The 23,080-nt window shown below is 71.3% G+C and carries 22 protein-coding genes and 1 pseudogene; 15 read left to right on the top strand and 8 right to left on the bottom strand.

The genetic code is table 11. From position 1 onward, the window contains the following. Positions 1-112: 112 nt before the first annotated feature. From ACWD4G_RS41165 to ACWD4G_RS41205, 9 genes are all read left to right on the top strand, one after another. Complete coding sequence (locus ACWD4G_RS41165; protein WP_451303044.1) at positions 113-1,297, top strand: LLM class flavin-dependent oxidoreductase; 1,185 nt, start codon at positions 113-115, stop codon at positions 1,295-1,297. Beyond that, positions 1,294-2,628, top strand: coding sequence for an NtaA/DmoA family FMN-dependent monooxygenase (locus tag ACWD4G_RS41170; protein WP_451303046.1), 1,335 nt, complete (start codon positions 1,294-1,296; stop codon positions 2,626-2,628). The genes ACWD4G_RS41165 and ACWD4G_RS41170 overlap by 4 nt, the downstream gene beginning before the upstream one ends. A 66-nt stretch (positions 2,629-2,694) precedes the next feature. Next, positions 2,695-3,468 (top strand): HipA family kinase, encoded by a 774-nt coding sequence (locus tag ACWD4G_RS41175; protein WP_451303048.1) that lies wholly within the window; start codon positions 2,695-2,697, stop codon positions 3,466-3,468. Next, positions 3,465-3,875, top strand: a complete 411-nt coding sequence (locus tag ACWD4G_RS41180) for a DUF3037 domain-containing protein (protein WP_451303050.1) — start codon at positions 3,465-3,467, stop codon at positions 3,873-3,875. Before ACWD4G_RS41175 ends, ACWD4G_RS41180 begins: the two co-directional genes overlap by 4 nt. A gap of 126 nt (positions 3,876-4,001) precedes the next feature. After that, positions 4,002-4,763 (top strand): 3-oxoacyl-ACP reductase FabG, encoded by a 762-nt coding sequence (gene fabG, locus ACWD4G_RS41185; RefSeq protein ID WP_451303052.1) that lies wholly within the window; start codon positions 4,002-4,004, stop codon positions 4,761-4,763. A 12-nt stretch (positions 4,764-4,775) separates the two neighbouring features. Continuing rightward, the gene (locus ACWD4G_RS41190; RefSeq protein WP_451303054.1) at positions 4,776-5,543 is read left to right on the top strand and encodes an SDR family oxidoreductase; all 768 of its coding nucleotides are present in this window, start codon (positions 4,776-4,778) and stop codon (positions 5,541-5,543) included. A 293-nt stretch (positions 5,544-5,836) separates the two neighbouring features. Beyond that, positions 5,837-7,417: an ABC transporter substrate-binding protein gene (locus tag ACWD4G_RS41195; RefSeq protein WP_451303055.1), complete on the top strand. Its 1,581-nt coding sequence runs from the start codon at positions 5,837-5,839 to the stop codon at positions 7,415-7,417. A 225-nt stretch (positions 7,418-7,642) separates the two neighbouring features. Next, positions 7,643-8,326, top strand: coding sequence for a uracil-DNA glycosylase (locus ACWD4G_RS41200; protein WP_451303057.1), 684 nt, complete (start codon positions 7,643-7,645; stop codon positions 8,324-8,326). 1,425 nt (positions 8,327-9,751) lie between these two features. Continuing rightward, entirely contained in the window at positions 9,752-10,318 is a 567-nt protein-coding gene (locus tag ACWD4G_RS41205; protein ID WP_451303092.1) for a hypothetical protein, read from the top strand. A 64-nt stretch (positions 10,319-10,382) separates the two neighbouring features. Here the strand turns inward: ACWD4G_RS41205 and ACWD4G_RS41210 are convergent, their stop codons facing one another. Both ACWD4G_RS41210 and ACWD4G_RS41215 read right to left on the bottom strand, forming a co-directional pair. Then, complete coding sequence (locus ACWD4G_RS41210; RefSeq protein ID WP_451303059.1) at positions 10,383-10,901, bottom strand: hypothetical protein; 519 nt, start codon at positions 10,899-10,901, stop codon at positions 10,383-10,385. 166 nt (positions 10,902-11,067) lie between these two features. Continuing rightward, positions 11,068-11,580: a DinB family protein gene (locus ACWD4G_RS41215; protein ID WP_451303061.1), complete on the bottom strand. Its 513-nt coding sequence runs from the start codon at positions 11,578-11,580 to the stop codon at positions 11,068-11,070. 121 nt (positions 11,581-11,701) lie between these two features. Between ACWD4G_RS41215 and ACWD4G_RS41220 the strand changes: the two genes are divergently transcribed. Beyond that, positions 11,702-12,610, top strand: coding sequence for a Gfo/Idh/MocA family protein (locus ACWD4G_RS41220; RefSeq protein ID WP_451303063.1), 909 nt, complete (start codon positions 11,702-11,704; stop codon positions 12,608-12,610). Here ACWD4G_RS41220 and lnt read toward each other — a convergent pair. Both lnt and ACWD4G_RS41230 read right to left on the bottom strand, forming a co-directional pair. Continuing rightward, on the bottom strand, positions 12,556-14,133 hold the full coding sequence (gene lnt, locus ACWD4G_RS41225) for an apolipoprotein N-acyltransferase (RefSeq protein WP_451303065.1): 1,578 nt from the start codon (positions 14,131-14,133) through the stop codon (positions 12,556-12,558). The genes ACWD4G_RS41220 and lnt overlap by 55 nt on opposite strands. A 151-nt stretch (positions 14,134-14,284) precedes the next feature. Then, positions 14,285-14,779 carry a nuclear transport factor 2 family protein gene (locus tag ACWD4G_RS41230; protein WP_451303066.1) on the bottom strand — a complete coding sequence of 165 codons (495 nt, stop codon included), beginning with the start codon at positions 14,777-14,779 and terminating at the stop codon, positions 14,285-14,287. Between the two features lie 113 nt (positions 14,780-14,892). Here ACWD4G_RS41230 and ACWD4G_RS41235 point away from each other — a divergent pair, with 113 nt between their 5' ends. Next, positions 14,893-15,525 (top strand): DUF4291 domain-containing protein, encoded by a 633-nt coding sequence (locus ACWD4G_RS41235; RefSeq protein ID WP_451303068.1) that lies wholly within the window; start codon positions 14,893-14,895, stop codon positions 15,523-15,525. Positions 15,526-15,586: 61 nt separating this feature from the next. On the opposite strand, the gene ACWD4G_RS41240 is transcribed toward ACWD4G_RS41235, so the two are convergent. Continuing rightward, positions 15,587-16,807, bottom strand: a complete 1,221-nt coding sequence (locus ACWD4G_RS41240; RefSeq protein WP_451303070.1) for a serine hydrolase domain-containing protein — start codon at positions 16,805-16,807, stop codon at positions 15,587-15,589. Between the two features lie 208 nt (positions 16,808-17,015). Next, a complete protein-coding gene (locus ACWD4G_RS41245) occupies positions 17,016-17,975 on the bottom strand; it encodes an expansin EXLX1 family cellulose-binding protein (protein ID WP_451303072.1) in 960 nt (319 codons plus the stop codon). A gap of 326 nt (positions 17,976-18,301) precedes the next feature. Here ACWD4G_RS41245 and ACWD4G_RS41250 point away from each other — a divergent pair, with 326 nt between their 5' ends. Beyond that, positions 18,302-19,042, top strand: a complete 741-nt coding sequence (locus ACWD4G_RS41250; protein WP_451303074.1) for an SDR family NAD(P)-dependent oxidoreductase — start codon at positions 18,302-18,304, stop codon at positions 19,040-19,042. 133 nt (positions 19,043-19,175) lie between these two features. Here the strand turns inward: ACWD4G_RS41250 and ACWD4G_RS41255 are convergent, their stop codons facing one another. Then, positions 19,176-19,355, bottom strand: coding sequence for a hypothetical protein (locus tag ACWD4G_RS41255; protein WP_451303076.1), 180 nt, complete (start codon positions 19,353-19,355; stop codon positions 19,176-19,178). 182 nt (positions 19,356-19,537) lie between these two features. Then, positions 19,538-20,413 carry an undecaprenyl-diphosphate phosphatase gene (locus ACWD4G_RS41260; protein WP_451303078.1) on the bottom strand — a complete coding sequence of 292 codons (876 nt, stop codon included), beginning with the start codon at positions 20,411-20,413 and terminating at the stop codon, positions 19,538-19,540. A 338-nt stretch (positions 20,414-20,751) separates the two neighbouring features. Here ACWD4G_RS41260 and ACWD4G_RS41265 point away from each other — a divergent pair. The 3 genes and pseudogenes from ACWD4G_RS41265 to ACWD4G_RS41275 form a co-directional block, all read left to right on the top strand. Continuing rightward, positions 20,752-21,689 (top strand): annotated as a pseudogene (locus ACWD4G_RS41265) (SWIM zinc finger family protein); the annotation flags it as partial. Between the two features lie 212 nt (positions 21,690-21,901). Then, positions 21,902-22,438: a hypothetical protein gene (locus ACWD4G_RS41270; protein WP_451303080.1), complete on the top strand. Its 537-nt coding sequence runs from the start codon at positions 21,902-21,904 to the stop codon at positions 22,436-22,438. Between the two features lie 142 nt (positions 22,439-22,580). Then, positions 22,581-22,940: a hypothetical protein gene (locus tag ACWD4G_RS41275; RefSeq protein WP_451303082.1), complete on the top strand. Its 360-nt coding sequence runs from the start codon at positions 22,581-22,583 to the stop codon at positions 22,938-22,940. The last annotated feature ends 140 nt before the right edge of the window (positions 22,941-23,080 follow it).

Genomic DNA, 23,080 nt, shown 5'->3' on the forward strand with positions numbered 1-23,080 from the left:
GGTGCGCGGGCCGTACGGCGCCCGCGCACCCCTGCTCTCTCACCAGCCCCTCTTCATCGGTCACTTCGTACCGAACCCTTCGTACCGAACCCTTCGTACAGGACACGAGGTCATGCCCCGCGAACTCCACCTCTCCATCGAAATCGGCGGGACCGGTGGGACCGGTCGGACCGGCCCTCATCCCGCCGAGTCCCTCACCGCCGCCTACTGGACGGACCTGATCCGCCTCGCCGAGCAGGGCTCCCTGGACTTCGTCACCGTCGGCGACTGGCTGGGGCCGCCGCCCGACGACAGTGCCGGCCGACTGGACGCGGTGGCCGTCCTCGCCCGCCTCGCGCCCCTGACCCGCAGGATCGGGCTGGTGCCGACGGTGACCACCACGCACACCGAGCCCTTCCACACCTCCACCGCCCTGGCCACCCTGGACTTCGTCAGCGAGGGGCGGGCCGGCTGGCTGGTCGACGTCTCCGGCACCGAGGCCGAGGCCCGCGCCGTGGGCCGCCGCGAGAGTGCGCCTCCGGCCGAGCTGTGGGCCGAGGCGGCCGACGCCGCCGAGGTCGCCGCCCGGCTGTGGGACAGCTGGGAGGACGACGCGGAGATCCGGGACGCCGCCACCGGCCGCTTCATCGACCGGGAACGGCTGCACTACATCGACTTCGAGGGCCCGCACTTCTCCGTCCGAGGCCCGTCCACCGTCCCCCGCCCGCCCCAGGGGCGACCGCCCGTCGCCGTCGCGCTCGACGTGCACGACTCGGACGGCCGCTGGGAACTGGCCGCGAGCCACGCCGACGTCGTACTCCTCGACGCCGACCAGCCGACCACGGCCCGGCTCGCCCACGCGGCGCTGCTGCACCGGGTGGCGGAGAGCGGACGCGACCCGCGGGCGCTGCGGGTGCTGGTCCGCGTCGCGGTCGATCTCGGGGGCGGCACCGGGACCGTCGCTGTCGGGGGTGGCAGCGGGACGGTCGACCTCCGGGGCGGCACCCGGCCCGGAAGCCTCCCGCCCGCCGAACTGGGCTTCACCGGCGCCGCCGTTGACCTCGCCGATCTGCTCGCCGACTGGTACGCGGCCACCGGCGTCGACGGCTTCCATCTCCTCCCGGCCTCGGCCCCCGCCGATCTGCCCGCAGTGGTCCACGACCTCGTACCGGCGCTGCGCGAACGCGGCCTGTTCCGCGCCGACTACACCGGCCGCACCCTCCGCGACCACCTGGGCCTGCCGCGCCCCGCCGATCAATACGCCCAGCACGTTCAGCACTCCCGATCCGCCGGCGAAGCGGAGGCGGCTGCCCGATGACGCCCGCCTCCGCAACCACCCGTACTCCCAAGCGAGTTCACCTCGCCGCGCACTTCCCCGGTGTCAACAACACCACCGTGTGGCAGGACCCCGCCTCCGGCAGTCAGATCGACTTCTCGTCCTTCCGGCATCTCGCGCGCACGGCGGAGCGCGGCAGGTTCGACTTCTTCTTCCTGGCCGAGGGCCTGCGGCTGCGTGAGCGCAAGGGCCTCATCCACGACCTCGACGTCGTCGGGCGCCCCGAGTCCCTGACCGTGCTGAACGCGCTGGCGGCCGTCACCGAACACCTCGGCCTGGCCGCCACCGTCAACACGACCTTCAACGAGCCCCATGAACTCGCCCGCCGCTTCGCCTCGTTGGACCACCTCTCCGGCGGACGCGCCGCCTGGAACGTGGTCACCACCTCCGACGCCTTCACCGGCGCCAACTTCCGCCGCGGCGGCTATCTGGACCGCGCGGACCGGTATGCGCGGGCCGAGGAGTTCGTCGAGGTGGCCCGTGCCCTGTGGGACTCCTGGCCGCCCGGCGGCGCCCCGCGCACCGTACGCCACACCGGCCCGCAGTTCGACATCACGGCCCGCGCCACCCTGCCGCACTCGCCGCAACGGCATCCGGTCCTGATCCAGGCCGGGGACTCCGACGAGGGACGCGAGTTCGCCGCCCGCACCGCCGACGTCGTCTTCAGCCGCCACGGCACCCTGGAGGCGGGCCGCGCCTTCCACGCCGACGTCAAACGGCGCCTGGCACGGTACGGCCGGCAGCCGGACGAGCTGAAGATCATGCCGGCGGCCACCTTCGTACTCGGGGACACCGAGGCCGAGGCACAGGAGCGGGCCGCGCACATCCGCCGGCAGCAGGTCAGCCCGCAGACCGCCATCGCGTTCCTGGAGAACGTCTGGGGCCGCGACCTCTCCGCGTACGACCCCGACGGTCCGCTGCCCGACATCGACCCGGTGCCGGACAGCGACGTGGTCCAGGGCTGGGCCCACTCGGGCGACCGGTTCGGCATCGCGGAGCGGTGGAGGGCCGTGGCGGAGGCGAAGCAGCTGTCCATCCGCGAGCTGGCCATCGAGCAGACCGCCCGGCAGTCCTTCATCGGCACCCCCGCCTCGGTCGCCGCCGCCATCGACGAGCATGTGCGGACCGACGCCGCTGACGGCTTCATCCTCGTCCCGCACCTCACCCCGGGCGGTCTGGACGAGTTCGTCGACCGAGTGATCCCCCTGCTCCAGGAACGCGGCGTCTTCCGCACCGAGTACGAGGGCCCCACCCTGCGCGACCACCTGGGCCTGCCCCTCCCGGACGCCGGATCGGATGCTGCTCGTTGGTGATCACCCTCGGTTACTATGCTCACTTCGCATGGAGCGCGAGGTCGAAGAGATGGGTGGCCTGGGAACGTGTTGAAAGAGGTCGCCGCGACCCGCTACATCACGCCCTTGCGTGAGGGCGGCTCGCTCCCGGGGCTTGTCGAGGGTGACGACCGCGGGATGTACGTCCTGAAGTTCAGCGGCGCCGGACAGGGCCGTAAGACGCTGGTCGCGGAGGTCGTGTGCGGTGAGCTGGCCCGGCGGCTCGGGCTGCGCGTGCCGGGGCTGGTGAGCGTCGGTCTCGACCCGGTGCTCGGGCTCGGCGAACCCGAGGAGCAGGTGCAGGAACTGCTGAAGTCCAGCGGCGGCACCAACCTCGGGATGGACTTCCTCAGCGGCGCCCTGGGCTTCGATCCGCTCGCCTTCGCGGTGAGCCCCGAGGAGGCCGGGCGGATCGTCTGGTTCGACGCGCTGATCAACAACGTCGACCGCTCCTGGCGCAACCCCAACCTGCTGATGTGGCACGGTGAGCTGTGGCTCATCGACCACGGCGCCACCATGATCTGGCACCACAACTGGCCCGGCGCCGCCGCCTGGTCCACCCGCGGCTACGACGCCTCGGACCACGCCCTGCTCTCCTTCGCCCCCGATGTCGGGGCCGCCGCGGCCGAGTTGGCCCCCCTGGTCACCGAGGAACTGCTCGCCGAGGTCACCGCCGAGATCCCCGAGGTGTGGCTGACGGACGAGCCCGGCTTCGCGTCACCGGATGCCCTCCGGCAGGCCTATGCGGAGCCTCTGGTGGCCCGTGCCGCCGTCATCCATGAACGCATCGAGGGGATCGAACGCATCGAGGGGATCTCGTGAGCGAGCGCACCCTGGCGACCCGCGCCAGAGAACAGGACGTCTACGAGTACGCGCTGCTGCGGGTCGTGCCGCGCGTCGAACGCGGGGAGTGCTTCAACGCCGGTGTGCTGGTGTACTGCCGTGCCCGGTCCTTCGTGGCCGCCCGCACCCATCTGGACGAGACCAAGCTGCTGGCACTCGACCCGGGGGCGGACGTGGCGGGCGTACGCGCCGCGCTGCGCGCCGTCGAGGGCGTGTGCGCCGGGGGAGAGGCGGCCGGACAGGCGGCGCGCGACGACGCCGGGCGCCGCTTCCGCTGGCTCGTCGCGCCCCGTTCGACGGTCGTCCAGCCCGGACCCGTGCACACCGGGCTCACCTCCGATCCGGCCGGGGAACCGGAACGGTTGCTGGATCTGCTGGTGAGGTAATCGATCACACCGGCCCCGTGTGCCGTTGACACCGCGTGCCAGGGCTTCTAGCGTCACGTCTGCTGAAGGTACTAAGCGGTCGCTCACCATATGGGCGTACGTTCTCAAGGGCGAGGAGATGCAGCAATGTCCACCACTGAGCAGCGGGTAGCCGTGGTCACCGGTGCCGCGCGCGGGATCGGTGCCGCCACCGCCGTACGGCTGGCCGCCGAGGGCCGCGCGGTCGCCGTGATCGACCTCGACGAGGCCGCGTGCAAGGACACCGTCGAGAAGATCACCGCCGCCGGCGGCAAGGCGCTCGCGGTCGGCTGCGACGTCTCCGACGAGGCCCAGGTCGAGGCCGCCGTCACCCGGATCGCCGAGGAGCTGGGCGCCCCGACGATCCTCGTCAACAACGCGGGTGTGCTCCGCGACAACCTGCTGTTCAAGATGAGCGTGTCCGACTGGGACACGGTCATGAACGTCCATCTGCGCGGTGCCTTCCTGATGTCGAAGGCCTGTCAGAAGTACATGGTGGACGCCAAGTTCGGCCGCATCGTCAACCTGTCGTCGTCTTCCGCGCTCGGCAACCGCGGCCAGGTCAACTACTCCGCCGCCAAGGCGGGCATGCAGGGCTTCACCAAGACCCTCGCCATCGAGCTGGGCAAGTTCGGTGTCACCGCCAACGCCGTCGCCCCCGGCTTCATCGCCACCGACATGACCGCCGCGACCGCCGCACGCGTCGGCATGGGCTTCGAGGACTTCAAGGCCGCCGCCGCCACCCAGATCCCCGTGCAGCGTGTCGGCGAGCCCGAGGACATCGCCGGTGCCATCGCCTACTTCACGGGCGACGACGCGGGATTCGTCTCCGGCCAGGTGCTGTACGTCGCCGGCGGACCGCTCGACTAGAGGACCAGGAACATGACTTCGGTGGAACCGCCCGCACTCTCGGGCAAGGTCGCCCTCATCACCGGCGCCAGCCGCGGCATCGGCTACGGCATCGCCGAGGCCCTCGTCGCGCGCGGCGACCGGGTCTGCATCACGGGCCGGGGCGAGGACGCGCTCAAGGAGGCCGTGGAGCAGCTCGGCGCCGACCGCGTCATCGGCGTCGCGGGCAAGGCACACGACGAGGCCCACCAGGCCGTCGCCGTCGAGCGCACCATGGAGGCCTTCGGCCGCGTCGACTATCTGGTCAACAACGCCGGTACGAACCCGGTGTTCGGCCCGATCGCGGACATGGACCTGAACGTGGCGCGCAAGGTCTTCGAGACCAACGTCCTCTCGGCCCTCGGCTTCGCCCAGAAGACCTGGCACGCCTGGCAGAAGGACAACGGTGGAGCGATCGTCAACATCGCCTCGGTCGCCGGTGTCTCGGCCTCGCCGTTCATCGCCGCGTACGGCATCAGCAAGGCCGCCATGATCAACCTGACCATCCAGCTGGCGCACGAGTTCTCGCCGAAGGTGCGGGCCAACGCGATCGCGCCCGCCGTGGTGAAGACCAAGTTCGCCCAGGCGCTGTACGAGGGCCGGGAGGCGGAGGCCGCCGCGTCCTACCCGCTCGGCCGGCTCGGCGTGCCCTCCGACATCGGTGGCGCCGCCGCGTTCCTCACCTCCGAGCAGTCCGCCTGGATCACCGGCCAGACGCTCGTGGTGGACGGCGGCATCTTTCTCAACGCCGGCGTCGGCTGAGCCCTGTCGGCAGGCTTCCCGGCCCGGCGTCGGCCACATGGTGGTGGGCGCCGGCCCAGGGCGCAGGAACGGCCTCCGGCCACCCCTCGCGGTGGCCGTTCGGGCCCATTTGTGGTGGCCGTTCGGGCCCGTTTCACCGAATGCTTCCGGTGTCCACCCCCAACCTTCACCGGGGCGCGACGCCGCCGTCGCAAGATCGCTGATCCATGGCATGGCCAGCCGGGCGGGAGAGACCACCGGAGGCTGCGGTATCGTTCGGCCACTCTTGGTACGGCATTTCGAGGAGCATGCACGTGTTCAACCGGAACCGATACTTGCCGCCCCTCGCGGCGATCGCGTCCATATCCCTGGTGACCGGGTGCGGTGTGTTCTCCTCGGACGCCTCCGAAGACGCGGACCCCATTTTCGTGGGCACCACCAGTGCGCCGAGCACCCTGGACCCGGCAGCCGCCTGGGACAGCTCCTGGGAGCTGATGCGCAATGTCTACCAGCCCCTGCTGAACTACACCCCCGGCGGCACCGAGCCCGTGCCGGACGCCGCCGAGAGCTGCGAGTTCTCCGACAGCTCCAGCACCACGTACTCGTGCAAACTGCGCGAGGGCCTGAAGTTCTCCAACGGGCACACGCTGGACGCCGAGGCCGTCAAGTACTCGTTCGACCGCATCAAGAAGATCAACGTCAACGGTGGCCCCGCCGGTCTGCTGACCAGCCTGGACCGGGTGCAGACGAAGGGCGACCGCGAGGTCGTCTTCCATCTCAGCCAGCCCGACGCCACCTTCCCCCTCGTGCTGACCACGCCCGCCATGTCGATCGTGGACCCCGAGGAGTACCCGGCGGACAAGCTCCGCGAGGACGGCGGCATCACCGGCTCCGGCCCCTACAACCTCGCCTCCTACGACGAGGGCAACGAGGCCCAGTTGGTCCGCAACGACAGCTACAAGGGCATGGCGGAGCCGAAGAACTCCGCAGTGACGATTCGCTACTTCCAGCAGTCGGACGAACTGGTCAAGTCCCTCAAGGACAAGAGCATCGATGTCATCTACCGAGGTCTCGGCGCCGCGGACATCGTCGACCTCCAGGCCAACCACGAGGAAGAGGGCCTGCAGATCGTCGAGAACGCCACCACCGAGATCAGCTACCTGGTGTTCAACCCCAAGGACCAGTGGGCCAAGAACCCCGCCGTCCGCAAGGCGGTCGCCCAGGTCCTCGACCGGCCGGCGCTCGCCCACAACATCTACAAGGACACCGTCGAGCCCCTGTACTCCATGATCCCGAGGGGTCTGGTGGGCCACACCACGGGCTTCTTCGACGACTACGGCAGCCCCAGCGCCACCAAGGCCAAGAAGATCCTGGAGGACGCCGGCATCACCGACCCCGTGCCGCTGACCCTCTGGTACACCAGCGACCGCTACGGCTCCCAGACCAAGCCCGCCTTCGAGGAGCTGAAGCGTCAGCTGGACTCCTCCGGCCTGTTCACGGTCACCCTGAAGAGCCGGCCCTGGAAGGACTACTTCGAGGGCTACCAGAACGGCGAGTACCCGGTCTTCGGGCGAGGCTGGAACCCCGACTTCAACGACGCCGACAACTTCATCGCCCCCTTCGTCGGCGAGCAGAACGCGCTCGGCACCCCGTACGACTCCCCCAAGATCACCGACACGCTGATTCCGGAGTCGCGTGCCGAGAGCGACCGCGGTGCCGTGGCCGAGGAGTTCGAGGAGGCGCAGCAGATCCTCGTCGACGACGCCCGGCTGATTCCGCTGTGGCAGGGCAAGTCGTACACAGCCGCCAGCGAGGAGATCGCCGGTCTGGAGCGGGTCATCGACCCCGCCACCATGATGATCATGTGGGAGCTGTCCCGGAAGACCAGCTGGTAGGACTGGCCGAACTGGCAGGAATGGTCTTCCGGCCGGGTCGGCCGTGTGCCGGTCGGCCGCGTGCCGGTCGGCTCTGGTTCCGGTCGGTTCTGGTTCCGGCCTCCCGCGCCGATTGTCAGTGGGCGCCTGTAGGTTCTGTGCTCTGACGACGGTCGTGCCTGGCGCGGCCGTCCATGGCCGTATGTTCTGCGGCCGTGAAGTGAGCGCACACCGGAGGAAGTTGACGTGACCGACATCGCCATGCTGCCCGAGTCCTGGCGCGGGGTCCTGGGGGACGAGCTTCAGCAGCCCTACTTCAAGGAACTCACCGAGTTCGTCGAGGAGGAGCGAGCCAAGGGTCCCGTCTACCCTCCGCGTGAGCAGGTCTTCGCCGCGCTGGACGCCACGCCGTACGAGAGCGTCAAGGTCCTGGTCCTCGGCCAGGACCCGTACCACGGCGAGGGCCAGGGCCATGGCCTGTGCTTCTCCGTGCGGCCCGGGGTGAAGACGCCGCCGTCCCTGCGGAACATCTACAAGGAGATGCAGGCCGAGCTGGGTACGCCCATCCCGGACAACGGCTATCTGATGCCGTGGGCCGAGCAGGGCGTGCTGCTGCTCAACGCGGTCCTCACCGTCCGCTCCGGCGAGGCCAACTCGCACAAGGGCAAGGGCTGGGAGAAGTTCACCGACGCCGTGATCCGCGCGGTCGCCGAGCGGCCCGACCCGGCGGTCTTCGTCCTCTGGGGCAACTACGCCCAGAAGAAGCTCCCCCTCATCGACGAGGACCGCCACATCGTGGTCAAGGGCGCCCACCCCTCCCCCCTCTCCGCCAAGAAGTTCTTCGGCTCCCGCCCCTTCACCCAGATCAACGAGGCGATCGCCCAGCAGGGGCACGAGCCGATCGACTGGACGATCCCGAACTTGGGGTGAGCGGCGGGGCTTGTCGGCCGGCGAGCGCGCCGGTCGGCAGGCCGTTTCGTCCTGTGGGGGCGTGGCTGGTCGGTGGGGCCGGGGCGGGGCTGCTTGGTTGACGGGTGCGTCGGTCAGCGGGGCCGTTCCGTCTTGTGAGGGCGTGGCTGGTCGGTGGGCCACGGGTGGGTTCGGTTGGTTGGCGGGCGCGCTGGTCGGTGGGCCGGTGTTCTGGGGGCCGTGATCGGCCGGTGGGGCCGGGGGCGGGGCGGGGCCAGTCGTTCGTCGGGCGCGTCCGTCGACGGGCATGGGCGGTGGTGCCGGTCCGGGCCGGGGGGCGCTGGGCCGGGTCCGGTGGTGCGGGTGCGGGGCCGGTCGGTTGGCGTCGGTGGCGCTGGCCGGTGGGCCTCGGGGCGCCGGGTGAACTCCGGTCTGTGAGCCCTGGGTTGCGGCCTCCGGCCCGTGCCCTGGCCCAGTCGTCGTGCCTCGGCCTCCGGCCTAGTGCCCTTGGGGCATGCGCCTTTCGCCCCGGTGTCCCGGGGCCTTGGCTTGCAACCTTGGGGCTCCGGCCCGCGACCCCCGGCCCGCGCCCCGGGCCGGTCATCGGGCCGCGGCGTGAGACCCAAGGCCCCCGGCCTACGGCCCAGGGCCTTGAGCCATGCAACGCGACCCCCGGGCCGGGATCTTCGGTGCAGCCCACTCGGGCCCCAGCCTGCGAACCGGGCCCCGGCCTCTGGCCTCAATGCCTTGGACCCGGTCTGCGACCTCAGACCTGCCCCCCCGCCCCGTCGCCGTGCCTCGGCCGGAGGCCTTGGGTCTCGGACTGCGGCTTCCGGCCCAGTGTCCTTGGTTATGCGACCTGGGGCCCGGTGCTCGGGGGCCTTGGCCTGCAACCCTCGGGGCCCCTGCTTACGCCCACGGCCCGGGCCCGACACCGGCCCTGTCGCCGTGCCTCGGCCGGAGACGTTGGGTCTCGGACTGCGGCTTCCCGCCCAGTGCCCTTGGGGTATGTGACCTTCGGCCCGGCGGTCCGGGGCCTGGCCTCAACCTTCGGGCTCCGGCCTACGACCCCCCGGGCCAGTGCCTCGGCCGGAGATCCCGGGCCCCCGGCCTCCGGCCCAGTGTCTTGGGCCCCGCCCCCGGCCCGGGGCCTTCGATCCAGCGGCCCCGGGCCTTGGCCGGCACCCTGGCTCCGGCCTGTGCCCCCGGGGCCCGGTGCCCCCGAGCTTCGGCACGCGCCCCCGGGTCCCGGCCTCCGCCCCCGCCCCTCAGCCCGCGGCCGAGTCGAGTGACGGGGCCCGCGCCCCCGGCCTCACATCGTGCTCGGTTCGTACCGCCGTCGGGGCGCTGCTTCGGGTGTGGCGGGTTGTCTGGGTGGGATTGTCAGTGGCTGGCCCTAACGTCGGGTGGGACGGATGGGATGGGGCGGTCAGGGTGGAGGTCGTGGTGGTGGAGCGGCGGGAGCGGATGGCGGTGGACGGGATGATGACCAGGATCGGGCAGGTGGTCATGTTGCATCATGCGGGGGACCGGGAGGAGGCCCGGGAGCGGTTTCTCGGGCTGTGGGCGGAGATCGGTGAGGACGGCGATCCGCTCCACCGCTGCACCCTGGCGCACTACATGGCCGACACCCAGGACGACCCGTACGATGAACTGGCCTGGGACCTCCGCGCGTTGTCGGCGGCGGGCGAGCTGACCGACGCCCGCGCGGCGGAAGGGAGCCCCAGCGCCGAGGAACACCGCGACGGCCTCGCGGCACGCGCCTTCTACCCCTCGCTGCATCTGAACCTCGCCGCCGACTACGCCAAGCTCGACCGCCAGGAGGCCGCCCGCAGCCATCTGGGCCTCGCCAGGGCCGCCATCGGCACACTGGACGACAACGGCCACAACGACGGCTACGGCGCCGCTTACGACGACGGCATCCGCACCGCCCTCACCCGCCTGGCGGCCCAACTCGACGAGGACGGCCCGTCCGAGGGGACGACGCCGGGGCCGCCGAGACAGCGGCCCTAGCGTGGGAGGAGAGCTGAGCGGGAGCAGGAGCGCGAGTGGTGAGGGCTTGCCGGGCTCGGGTGGGTCAACGGCCGTAGACGTCCTTGCAGATGAGTGACTGCGGGGTGTCCTTGCCCCAGCCGCCGTACTTGTGGCCCAGGGCGCAGACGTCCGCGTTCTTCTTCGGCGGTTCCGTCGGGAAGGGCTCGGGGACGGGCGGGATCTCCACCTCGGCCGCGGACTTCGACGGTTCGCGGTGCTGTTGCCGGTCCGGCGGGGCGGGGCGCTTCTCCTGGGGCCGCGGCGGCTGCGGTGCGCTGGGCGTGGGCGGCGGCGTTGCGGCGGCCGGTGTCGATGTGGCGGGTTCGGGTGCCTCGGAGGTGCTCGGCGTCGGCTTCCGGGGCGGGCCGATCAACTCCAGCGCCTCCCGCGCCGGCGCCTCCACGATCTGCGTCTCCGTGGTGCCGTCGGGGCGGGGCTCGGACGGCTGGGACGGGGCGGGCGGTACGACGGGCGGGGGCGGGTGTTTCGTGGTCACGCAGCCGGTGAGGGCCGAGACGGCCACGGTGACCAGGAGCGTTGCGGTGGTGGTCGGTCGGTGCACGCGCGCAACTCTGCTGTGTCCGCGCCACTTTGGGGAGGGGGCAAGCGGAGGATGCCCCCACATGGGTGACGCGGGGCTCCGACTGCGACGCGACGAGACGTCCGCCGACTCCCCGGCAGCCGTGGCCCACCGGCAGCCGTGGCCCGCCCCCGGGCAGCCGTCGCCCTCAGTCCCCGGTCACCCCGTCGATCCTTTCCCTGAGGAGGTCGGCGTGGCCGTTGTGGCGGGCGTACTCCTCGATCATGTGGGTGTAGATCCAGCGGAGGCTGGGGCGGCGGCCGGGGCGCTTGTGCGTGCCCTTGGAGAGGTCGTCGAGGGCGAAGCCGGCCGCGTTGCGGCGGGCGGCCTCGATCTCGGTCTGCCAGGCGGTGTTCGCCTCCTCCCAGGTGTCCCGCTCCGTGAGGTGGAACTCGCCGTCGGGGTCGGCGTCGCTGAAGTAGAGAGGCCCTAGGTCGTCGTTCATCAGCACCTTGCGGAACCAGATGCGCTCCACCTCCGCCATATGCCGTACGAGACCCATCAGCGACAGTTCCGAGGGCGGCACCGAGGCGGTCCGCAACCGGGCGTCGTCCAGGTCGGCGCACTTGAGTGCCAGAGTCTCGCGGTGGTAGTCGAGCCACCCTTCGAGCATGGTTCGCTCGTCGGCCGTGAAGGAGGGTTCGCTGCGCTGCGTCGTCATGACCGCGATCCTCGCGCACGGACCCGGCCCACCACCACGCCGTATCGTGTGGCACACCATGGCACGCCTCCAGAGGTGACTACGACGGCACACCTCCGGACCCTCCAGACGGGAGACCCACGTGAAGGTCGGCTGCATCGGACTCGGCGACATCGCGCAGAAGGCGTATCTGCCGGTGCTCGGTCACCAACCCGGGATCGAACTGCATATGCAGACGAGGACGCCCGCGACGCTCACCCGGGTCGCCGACGGTCTGCGCCTCCTGCCGGGCCAACGCCACGCCGACCTCGACGCGTTGCTCGCCCAGGACCTCGACGCGGCCTTCGTGCACGCCCCGACCGGCGCCCACCCCGAGATCGTCGGCCGACTGCTGGAGGCGGGCGTACCGACGTACGTGGACAAGCCGCTCGCCTACGAACTCGCCGACTCCGCACGGCTGGTGGGGCTGGCCGAGGAGCGGAACATCGGACTGGCCGTCGGCTTCAACCGGCGGTACGCGCCCGGGTACACCCAGTGCGCCGACCATCCGCGCGAGTTGATCCTCATGCAGAAGAACCGCATCGGCCTGCCCGAACGGCCCCGCACGATGATCCTGGACGACTTCATCCATGTCGTCGACACCCTGCGGTTCCTGGTGCCCGGGCCGGTCGAGGACATGACCGTACGGGCCCGCACCGAGCACGGTCTGCTGCACCATGTCGTGCTCCAGCTCTCCGGGGACGGCTTCACGGCGCTCGGCGTCATGAACCGGCTCAGCGGCTCGGCGGAGGAGATCCTCGAAGTCTCCGGGCAGGACACCAAGCGGCAGGTGGTGAACCTCGCCGAGGTCATCGACCACAAGGGGCAGCCGTCCCTGAGGCGGCGCGGCGACTGGGTGCCGGTGGCCCGGCAGCGCGGTATCGAACAGGCGGTGCTCGCCTTCCTCGACGCGGTGCGCGCGGGCAAGGTGCTCAGCGCACGGGACGCGCTGGCGACTCACGAGATGTGCGAGCGGGTGGTACGGGAGGTGGAGGGCCGGTCCTCCGTCTGAGCCGGGGGACGCGGCGGGCCGGGGCGCCGCCGGTGCCGTACGGCCCGTACGCCGTCGAAGGCGGCCCAGCCCAGCAGCACCAGCAGCGCCGCGTGCACCGGCCAGTCACCGAAGCGCACGTACGGTGTCGTACCGGTCGCCAGCGGCACATCGAACACCGCTGTCGTGCTCTCGTCGGTGCCGAGCCAGGAGCCGACGCGCTCGCCGTCGGGCCCGTACACCGCCGAGACTCCCGTGAGCGTGGCGTGGACCATCGGGCGGCCGGTCTCGGCGGCCCGCAGCGCGGCCAGCGAGGCGTGCTGCTCCGGCGCCCAGCTCTGCTGGAACGTCGACGTGGCCGACTGGGCGAGCAGCACCTCGGCGCCGTCCTCTGCGAGATTCCGGCTCATGTCGGGGAACGCCGACTCGAAGCAGACCATCGGGCCGATCCGCAGCCCGTTCCCGGAGTCGAACACGACCTGGGCGGCGCCGCGTCTGCGGTCCTCACCGGCCGCCTCGCCGACGGAGGTCGCCCAGCCGAGCAGGGAGCGCATCGGTATGTACTCGCCGAAGGGGACCAGCCGCATCTTGTCGTACCGGTCGCCGGTCGGGCCGTCGGGGCCGACGAGCACCGAGCTCTTGTAGATACCGGGGCGGTCGGAGCGTCGGGCGTCGACATTGACGAGGATGTCGGTGCCGGTCTCACGGGCGAGCGCGGCGATGCGGTCGGCGAGGTCGGGCCGGTCGGCGAGGTCATAGCCGACGCTGCTCTCGCCCCACACGATCAGGTCCAGGTCGCGGCCCGCCAGCTGTCGGGTGAGCGTCTCCTCACGGGCCAACCGGTTCTCGGCACCCTGGGTGACACCGGGCTGCACGACGGCGATCCGCGCCACCCGGCCGCTCTCGTCGGGGCGCGGCGCCCACAGCCAGGCCGCCGAGGTCACGGCCACGGTGGCGACCAGCCCGGCGACGGCCGGGACCCGGGCCGGACGTACCGTGACGAGCAGGGCGACCGCCACGTTCACGGCCACGACCAGGAAGCTGATCAGCCAGACCCCGCCCACCGAGGCCAGCCGCAGCGCGGGCTCCACCCGCCACTGGCTGGACCCCAGCAGCCCCCAGGGCCCGCCGAGCCCCTGCCAGGAGCGGACCAGCTCGATCGCCAGCCAGCCCGAGGGCACGACCAGCAGCGCGAGGGCCGCCCGGCCGGGCGGGGGCGTATCGGCGAGCAGACGGCGCACGACCCAGCCCCAGGGTGCCCAGAGCACCCCCAGCAGGGCCGCTATGACGAAGGTGAAGACATGCAGGTTCGGCAGCAGCCAGTGGTGCATGGCCAGCATGAAGCCGAAACCGCCCGCCCAGCCGTCGTACACCGCCCGCCGGCCCGTCTCCGCAGTGCGGACCAGCAGCAGCCAGGGCACCAGCGCCACATACGCCGCCCACCACAGGCCCGGCGCCGGGAACGCGAGCACGGGCAGCCCACCGGCCACGGCGGCGACGGCACCGCGCCGCCATCGGGAGGTGAGCCATTCGGGCGTCTTCATCCAGCGCATCCCTCCCCGGTGTGGGTCCTTCCAGTGTGCGCGCCGGAGACGATCTCCGACAGGGGGCACGGAGGAGGGGCCGGGGGTGCGAGAGGGCGGGGAGGGCAGAGCCGGGGCCGGGCTGAGGGCGAGCGCCCGGGGGCCGGAGGGCTCAGGTGGGGGAGGGCTGCTGGTCGGTGGTGAGGCCCTGCGGGGTGCGGCGCCATTTCTCCTGCACGACGACCTCACGCAGCCGCCAGCCGTCGTACGTACGGACGAGCCCGAAGGCGTAGCGGCCGCCGCACACGAAGTCGGGGGCCGTGGAGTCGCCGTCGTGGCCGGCGAACCGCATCGGATTGACATAGTCGGCCTGGACCCGGGCGGTGTCGCCGGTGTCCTGTTCCAGATACCCGAACCGCACCCGCCGGTTGACGATCAGATGCTGGCGCATCGGGAAGAGTTCCATGCTCCGGGCGAGCCATCCGGCCACCTGGGCGGCGTCGCCCTCGATGCCGCCGGCCGAACGGTAGTCCGCGCGGCCGTCCGGTGCGAACAGTTCCCGGTACGCCGCCCAGTCGCCGTCGTCCACGGCCACCGCGTACTCGGTGATCAGTCCGTCGACGGCGAGCCGGTCCATCACGGTCGCGAGCTGTACACGCTGCGTCATCGAAACAGTCTTGGGGCAGAAGCGGCGCCACGCCAAGAGGTGTGCGCCGACGGTTATTCGCTGGCTCCCGGGCGCCCGGATGATCGAATCTGATCCCCGTGAACGAGATTGCTGTGAACGAGAACGAACATGATTCAGTACGAGCGGAACGGACCGCCGAACCCAAGTTCCGCATCCGGGCCCAATACACCGCGGACACGGTGACCGTCTATCAGGCGTACCGCCCCGGGATCGGCGGCCCGGCCGCGCGCGACGGGCGTTTCCCGGCCGCGTGGAAGCGGGACCGGATGACCTGGATCAAGCCGTCGTTCCTGTGGATGATGTACCGCTGCGGATGGGGGCTGAAGGAGGGGCAGGAGACCGTGCTGGCCGTCGAGATCGGCCGGGAGGGCTTCGCATGGGCGCTGCGGAACTCCTGCCTCTCCCACTACGTCCCCGAACTGCACGAGAGCCAGGACGCCTGGAAGCGGCAGCTGCGCCGCTCGCCCGCGCGTGTGCAGTGGGACCCCGAGCGCGATCTGCGGCTGAACCCGCTGCCGCACCGCTCGCTCCAGCTGGGCCTGGCCGGGGAGGCCGCGGCCCGTTACGCGGACGAGTGGATCGTCGGCATCGAGGACGTGACCCCGCTCGCCAGGCAGGTGCACGGCCTCGTACGGGCGGGCGACCTGGACGCGGCGGCGAAGCTGCTGCCCGAGGAGCGCCCCTATCCCGTACGAGACGAGGTGCTGGCCCATCTGTGTCGCTGATCCGTGTCTGTGATCCCTGTCGTTGACCGGCGACCGCTCAGCAGGCCGGTCCGGATCGGGGTCAGCCGTGTTCGCGCCGGAGGAGGGCGCAGACGGCGTCTTCCTGGGTCGCGCGGAGCTTCTGCAGGAGAGCGGGCTTGAGGCTCCTGTTCACCTGGGTGGTGATCGAGAAGGTGATCGACCTGCGGCCGTCGGGTGTGGCGGCGATCAGCTGGGTGTAGCCGGGGAAGTTGCCCGTGTGGCCGAGGACGACCCCGCAGCGGGTGGCGTACCGGAAGATGGCGAGTCCCGCCCGGTTGCGGCCGGGGCCGGCCGGTTCGGAGGCGCCCTCGATCCAGCGGCGCTGCCGGCGCAGAGCCTCCTCGGAAGTCAGTGCCCCGGCGGCGTAGGCGCGGATGAAGCGGGTGACGTCACGCGGGGTGGAGACGATGCCGCCCGAGGCCCACACACCGGACGCGCTGAGGACTTCGCTGACGTCCTCCGGAGGGTCCGGCGGCTGGACGTCGTAGCCGTGCATGAACGGTTCCGGCATCTCGTAGCCGAGGGGGAGGGTCGTGTCGCGCAGCCCGAGCGGCCGGTTGACGAGCCGGTCGAGCAGTTCCTCGTACCGCCGGTGGGTGGCGGCCTCCGCCATCAGGGCCACGGCGATGTTGTCCGAGTTGGAGTAGAGGTACTGCGAGCCGGGGCGGAAGTGGAGGGGTTCGTCCGCCACGAAGTCCAGCAGGCGACGGGGGTTGAAGGTGCGGCGAGGGTCTGCGAGGAGCAGGTCAAGGAACTCCCGGCTCTCGGTGTAGTCGGGCAGTCCGCTGGTGTGGTTCAGCAACTGGCGGAGGGTCACCTTCCGCCAGGCGCGGGGCTGGTTCGGCAGCACGCGTCCGATGGTGTCGTCGAGGTCGAGTACACCTTTCTGCACCAGCCGCAGCGCCACGGCGCCGCTGAACGCCTTCGCGGTGCTCGCGATCCGCATGTGGTCGGTCGTCTCGATCGGACGGCCGGTCTCCAGATCGGCGACACCGGCCCGCAGGACGCGGGACTCCTGGCCGCGCCGCAGGACGACGATGACACCCGGCGGCCCGTCGGGGGCGGCGACCAGTTGTTCGAGCCGGTGTCGCAGGGCTCGCTCCTCGCCGCCGGCGGCTGCGGCACCGACCGCCGGAGCGGTGAGCAGCGCGCCGAGGCAGGAGGCACCGAGGAGGGCGACGAGCGCGAGCCGAAGCCGGGGGCGGTGGTGGGGGCCGGATCGGCTACGGGGATGACGGCGGTCATGGATCGGGTGTGGCATGGGGGTCCCTGGGAGTGTGGCGGGGTGGGCCCCCTCAGCATCGGCCGGAGCCGCACCCCGCGCCCGCGCGCTTGCGCTGTCCGGCGGAACGGGGTGGAACGGCGCGGTACGGCGCGGTCGGCACGCCAACGGGAGTGCCTTCGGCCCTCAGGGCTTGAACGGCCGTGCCTTCAGCCCCGAGAGCTGTAACGGCGGTGCCATCGCCGCCTCAGTGCTTCGCGAACTGGACCTTGGTCGGCTGTACGGCGTCCGGTCGGACGGCGATGCCGTCGACGGTGAGTTGCTCCCCGTAGATGTCGGTGAGCCGGATCGCGCCGCCGCAGCCGGTGCCCTGTTCGGAGAGGAAGTAGTTGTACTCGGTACGCGCGAGTTGACGCCAGGCGCCGTCGGCGCGGACTTCGAGCCGGGCCAGGGGGTTGCGGTGCCCGATCGCCTGGATGCCGCACCAGTACTGGCTGGACCCGGTCTTGTAGCGGATCGAGAGCGTCTCGGGCCGGGCGAGGCTCAACAGGGACCAGGTGATGGGGATACGACCGCGTGAGGTGTCGGCGAGTTCGGCGAACGCCTGGGCGCTCAGGTCGAGTTGGCCGGGCTCGCAGGGCGCCGGGCACTCGTTGGTGATGCGGACCGTGACGGAGGCGTCGCCCGAGCGGACGAGGACGGTCGCGCCGCATGCCTTGGACGTCTCGTAGTCCTTGGTGTTCATCGCCGCGATCATGAGGTCTTCGCTCGGGCCGAAGGAGCAGGAGCCGTTGCCGTCCCCGGCGTCGTAGAGGGTGGCGACGCCGTCGTACGAGACGCCCGGCTGAATCCGTCCGGCCAGGGGTGCCGTGCCGGAGGCGGCCTGAGGGGCGGTGGTCGCCTTCGGCCGCTTCCGCTCGGCGGGCTCCGAAGCCCCTTCCGGCGAGGTCGCGGCCGATGTCGGGGACGCGGAGGGCGAGGGGGACGGCTTTTTGGCCTTGCCCTTCTCGCCCTTCTTCTCCTTCTCTTCCTTCGGGGAGTCGCCCTCCTCGGCATCGGCGTCGGTGTCGGCCCCGGCGACGGCCGTGGCCGCGGAATCCCGGGCGGCCCCGACCTTCCCGGCGTCCTCCGCGCTGTCGGGGCCGAACGCCATGACCAGGGACGCGACCAGCCCGACGGCCGCCACGGCGACGACGGAGACGAGCACGGTACGCGGCCGGCGTGTATGGGGTTGCCGGTGGGAACGGCTTGAACGGGATGCCACGGATGAGTCCTTGCATGGGTCGGACGAACGCCTGGTTCGTGTGGGACTCCGGTGAAAGGAGCTTCCACGTCCTCAGTGGTCGTGGGGATCGGAAAGGTTGCCGCTCTCTTCGAAAAGTTGCCGTGCTTTCGGAGGCGATCGAAAAGCGATGGGAAGGTGATCGGAAACCGCTGATCGAAGGTCGTGGTCGACGGGTGGCGGGCCTCCCGGATTCATAGGATGATCGATCATCTGGGGTGGGGAAAGCCGTCGGGCATCAGGAGGTTGGCATGGCACGTCCGGTCACGGTGGTCACGGGGGGAAGCCGGGGGATCGGCGCCGCGACCTGTCTGCGGCTCGCGGCGGACGGACACGATGTGGTCGTGGGGTACGTCCATGACGGCGCCGCGGCGGAATGGATCGCGACCGGGGCGCGGGCGAACGGGGCGCGCTGTGTCACGGTCAAGGCGGACACCTCGGTGGAGGCCGATGTGGACCGGCTCTTCGAGACGGCGGCGGAGCGGCTCGGGCCGGTGACGGGGCTGGTCAACAACGCGGGGATCACGGGCGGGTTCGGCAGACTGGCGGACGCCGACACGGACACGCTGCGCCGGGTCGTCGAGGTCAACCTCCTCGGCGTACTGCTCTGTTCGCGCCGGGCGGCCACGGTCATGGCGGCCTGGGGCGGCGGGGCGATCGTGAACGTCTCCTCGGCGGCGGCCACGCTGGGCAGCCCCGGCGAGTACGTCCACTACGCGGCGACCAAGGCCGCCGTCGACGCCCTCACCAACGGCCTGGCCAAGGAACTCGGCCCCGACGGCATCCGGGTCAACGCGGTCGCCCCCGGTGTCATCGACACCGAGATCCACGCGCGGATGGGCGACCCCGAACGCCCCGACCGCCTCGCCGGGTCCATCCCGCTGCGCCGCCCCGGCCGCGCCGACGAGATCGCGGCGGCCATCGCCTGGCTGATGTCCCCGGAGGCCTCGTACACCACGGGCGCGATCCTGAGGGTGTCCGGCGGCCGCTAGAACCGGCCGCGCGGCTGTGGCGGGATTCGTGCCCGTACGTGATGCCGCCTCGGCCCCGTTCCTCGGCGGCTCCGGGCCCGATGTCACCGTCCTGTCGGGCCCGGTCGTCGGCACCCCGGTGGTGCCGGACGGATCACGCCGCCTCGATGACCTCTCCGCGTATCGCCGCGGCCCACTCCACGACCAGCAGTTCGTACTCGGCCCGCTCCTGGGAGGACAGTGATCCACCGGCGCGGCGCCACAGCGCCCGGATCTGGTCGTTCACATCGGCGGCAGACCGCGCGGAACCAGGGGTAAGGGAATCGGGGGACATGCCGACAAGCGTAGGCGCAACAACTGACAGTGCGCTACTGCGCGGCTACCGATGCCGTATGTGGTTGGTCACTGACGTGAGTTGGGGCGTCCACTTGTTCGTGGACGCCCCAACTCACGGTGTCTGTCGGCCGGTCGGCTGGGAATGTGGCTCGCGCCGACCGCTGTCACCGTCCCGTCGGCTCAGCCCGCCGACTCACCCGCGTGCGGGCTCAGTGTGCCCGTCGCGACGAGGACGATGATCACAATGCCGAGAGCGATGCGGTACCAGACGAACGGCATGAAGCTCTTGGTGGTGATGAACTTCATGAACCATGCGATGACCGCATAGCCGACCACGAAGGCGATGACCGTGGCGAAGATCGTCGGGCCCCAGGAGACATGGCCGCCCTCCATCGCGTCCTTCAGTTCGTAGCCACCGGAGGCGAGCACCGCCGGGATGGCGAGGAGGAAGGAGTAGCGGGCCGCGGACTCTCGCTTGTAGCCCATGAGGAGGCCGCCGCTGATGGTGGCGCCGGAGCGGGAGACACCGGGGATGAGGGCCATGGCCTGACAGAGACCGAAGATCAGACCGTCCTTGACGCTCAGCTGCTCCAGCGACTTGCGCTCCCGGGCGGCGCGGTGCTTCGCGCCGGTCTCGTCACGGGCGGCCAAGCGGTCCGCGACACCGAGGACGATGCCCATCACGATCAGCATCGTGGCCGTGATGCGGAGGTCACGGAACGGGCCCTCGATCTGGTCCTTGAGCGTGACGCCGAGCACACCGATCGGGATGGAGCCGACGATGACCAGCCAGCCCATCTGGGCGTCGTGGTCGCTCCGCAGCTCCTTGTTGAACAGGGAGCGGGACCACGCCGAGATGATGTTGACGATGTCCTTGCGGAAGTAGATCAGCACGGCGGCCTCGGTGCCGATCTGCGTGATCGCCGTGAAGGCCGCGCCCGGGTCCTCCCAGCCGGAGAAGGCCGCCGTCAGACGCAGATGCGCGCTGGAGGAGATGGGGAGGAATTCGGTCAGCCCCTGGACGAGTCCGAGGATGAGGGATTCAAACCAAGACATGAAGTTACGTGGTCCAAGCGCTGATCGTTGAGGGCCGACGGATGACAGATCCACGCCACAGAAGGGCCACCGACGGCCGCGCGGGCGGGTGATCACAGGTGCTGGAGGCAGCCTAGCGTCCCTCGGCGACAGGGCTGTCACAGGGGTTTCGCAGGGCCGAGTGGGGGACGGGCCGTCGGCGTGACCCTGTACGGGCGGCGTGACTGACCCTGTACGCGCATTGTGGCCGCGTACGTGTGGCGTGACCGTGTACTGCCGTCGAACGGCCACGGCGGGGGCGTGCGCCGCTGCGGCCCGGTGTCAGTGGTCGGTCGTAGCGTGTGCGTGTGAGTCAACTCATGCAGAACTACTCCTACTTACGTCCCTCCGCCGTGCGCGATTCCACGGCCGGGACGCCCCGTCTCGCGCTGGAGACCTCCGGCGGTGCCACCCCGGCCGGAGCGGCGGTCAACCCCCGCTTCTTCAGCGGGTTCCTGACCGCGCCGGCCGCCGCGGCCACGGCGCTGCTCGCGGTCGCCGACGTGGACGCCGCCCGGTACTACCGGCAGAGCGCCAGAGCCTCGCTCGATCCGGTGGTGACGGCCGACGGCCACGGGCTGCGCTTCGAGTCCTTCTCCGGCTGCTGCGGTGTGTACGCCCGGCTCGACGTCCTCCCGCCCGGCCTCGATGGTGACGACGTCGGCCACGGCACCACGAACGTCGACGTCAACCCACCGCTGCGGCGGGCCCTGGCCGGGCTCGGCGGTCTCGACCCCTCCATCTGGCCGTCGGACCGGACGAGATGGCCGTCCGCACCTTCGGCGGTGAGTTCGTGGAGAAGAAGGTCCCGCTGCCGGAGCGCTGGCTGCGCGGCTTCGCCGAGGCCCAGGTGCTCGCCCCCGGCTTCGCGCCGCGGGCCGAGGTGCCCGCCGCGGAGGCCGCGGCCCTGCTGCGGGCGATGCCCCGGCCCACCTGTCAGGCAGGTGCCCGCACGCGGCGATGGGTGGTGCCGGCCGGCCGTACCCTGCGTCCCACGACCAGGCCGGCGCCGGGAGCCGTGTTCCTGCCCGGACCGGAGCGGCTGCTGACCCTGCGGCCGGTGCTACGGCACGCCACGACCGTACGGATGTACGCGCCGCCCTCCCCGGACGCCACGGACGGTGACACCGCCATCGCCTGGGAGGTGGAACTGCCGGCCTGGGAGCCGAGGATCGACGTCGCCGAACTGCCGGCGGGGACCGGGTTGCCCGCCGACCGGGCGCGTGCCGCGCTGACCATGCTGGGGACCTCCGGCCAAGGACGTGGTGGCGTTCGAGCGTGTCCTGGACGGGCTGGTCCGCCACGCCCACCTCGACCGGATCGTGCTGGCCCGGGCGTTGAAGCCGGTCATGCGCAAGGAACCACGCTTCACCACCGGCGACCACACCCACTCCGACGTCTACGACGTGGCCGCGGCGCTGCGGGGCGACGAGCCGAGGCGCTTCCACTTCACCGATTGCAGACACACACATGACTGTCTCCGTGGCCGGGAAGCTGCTCAGAGAGCGCCTGGCCGAGGCGATCGACATCATCGAGGCCGGCGAGCAGCCGTTCCTGCTGGCCGTGCCGACCGATTCCACCGGTGCGCTGGACGCCTCCGTACTCGTGCGGCGGATCTCGCTGCTCGACGGACTCGGCGTCACACCCGCGCCGGTCGAACTGGCACAGGCCCTGCTGCGCGTCACCCCGACCGAGGACGAGAAGGTGCGGGACGCGGCCGGGCAGCTCGTGTCCGACGGCGGGCGGCGGCTGGCGCTATGGCTGCGCGAGGGCGGTCTGCCGCACGGGGACAGCCGCCTGGCGGACTGGCACGACGGCCACCCGGACCGGTCCGTGCGGGACCTGGTGAACGACGCGCTCCCCGAGCCGCCGCCCGGCCCCCCGCTCCTCCCGGCCGCCGCGGCTCTGATCGAGTGCCAACGCAACGCGGGCCTGGAGTACCCGATGCTTTCCTTCTGGCTGGCCCAGATGCCCCACCACCGAGACGTCGTCCTGGCCCGCGACTAACTTCCAGCCCAGGTTCTCCGAACGGGGCTGGGCCCACGTCCTGCCGTTCGCGGCCGAGTCCGGCGGCCCGGCGGGATTCGCGCTGCACCTCGCCCTGGCGCACACCCTCTCCTACGACCGGCAGGATGAGCGCGACGCGGCGGTGGACACGCTGCTGGTGCTCGCCGCGCGGGGACAACTGAACGGTGCGCTGCTCGGACGGCTGCTGGCCGAGAGGCTGCGCGGCGGGCACATCGAGGCGATCCGGGCGACCGCCTCCCTGCGCACAGCGGCCGAGACCGGCGCGTACGCCATCGTCTGGTCCGTGCTCGAAGCGGCCCTGCCCCACCTCCTGCGCGACCCCGTGGTCCGGGGCACCGGCCCACTGCTCGGCCTCGGTGTCGACTGCGCCTCACGCTGCGCGGCGAAGGGCGCGATACCCGAGGTCACGACGGCCGCAGCGCGCACCGGATCGAGCCAGGCGGTGAGGAACGCGAGACTGCTGCGCGACGTACTGGGCTGAGGGCGCCGCCGCAGGGCCGGGACTGCGGGGGGCTGGACGGGCGGCGGGGGGTGCTTCTATCTGTTCGGTCAAGGTCTGTGGGTTTGGTCAGGCTGTTTGTTCGTGCCCGGGCTGGTAGAGGGTGCGGTGCTTGAGCATGG

It is taken from the genome of Streptomyces sp. NPDC002643 (assembly GCF_053592555.1).

Coding starts and splice junctions, on each gene's coding strand:
- ACWD4G_RS41165 (WP_451303044.1), top strand. CDS start 113: ATGCCCCGCGAACTCCACCTCTCCATCGAAATCGGCGGGACCGGTGGG.
- ACWD4G_RS41170 (WP_451303046.1), top strand. CDS start 1,294: ATGACGCCCGCCTCCGCAACCACCCGTACTCCCAAGCGAGTTCACCTC.
- fabG (WP_451303052.1), top strand. CDS start 4,002: ATGTCCACCACTGAGCAGCGGGTAGCCGTGGTCACCGGTGCCGCGCGC.
- ACWD4G_RS41190 (WP_451303054.1), top strand. CDS start 4,776: ATGACTTCGGTGGAACCGCCCGCACTCTCGGGCAAGGTCGCCCTCATC.
- ACWD4G_RS41215 (WP_451303061.1), bottom strand. CDS start 11,580: ATGACGACGCAGCGCAGCGAACCCTCCTTCACGGCCGACGAGCGAACC.
- lnt (WP_451303065.1), bottom strand. CDS start 14,133: ATGAAGACGCCCGAATGGCTCACCTCCCGATGGCGGCGCGGTGCCGTC.
- ACWD4G_RS41230 (WP_451303066.1), bottom strand. CDS start 14,779: ATGACGCAGCGTGTACAGCTCGCGACCGTGATGGACCGGCTCGCCGTC.
- ACWD4G_RS41240 (WP_451303070.1), bottom strand. CDS start 16,807: ATGCCACACCCGATCCATGACCGCCGTCATCCCCGTAGCCGATCCGGC.
- ACWD4G_RS41250 (WP_451303074.1), top strand. CDS start 18,302: ATGGCACGTCCGGTCACGGTGGTCACGGGGGGAAGCCGGGGGATCGGC.
- ACWD4G_RS41255 (WP_451303076.1), bottom strand. CDS start 19,355: ATGTCCCCCGATTCCCTTACCCCTGGTTCCGCGCGGTCTGCCGCCGAT.
- ACWD4G_RS41260 (WP_451303078.1), bottom strand. CDS start 20,413: ATGTCTTGGTTTGAATCCCTCATCCTCGGACTCGTCCAGGGGCTGACC.
- ACWD4G_RS41270 (WP_451303080.1), top strand. CDS start 21,902: ATGACTGTCTCCGTGGCCGGGAAGCTGCTCAGAGAGCGCCTGGCCGAG.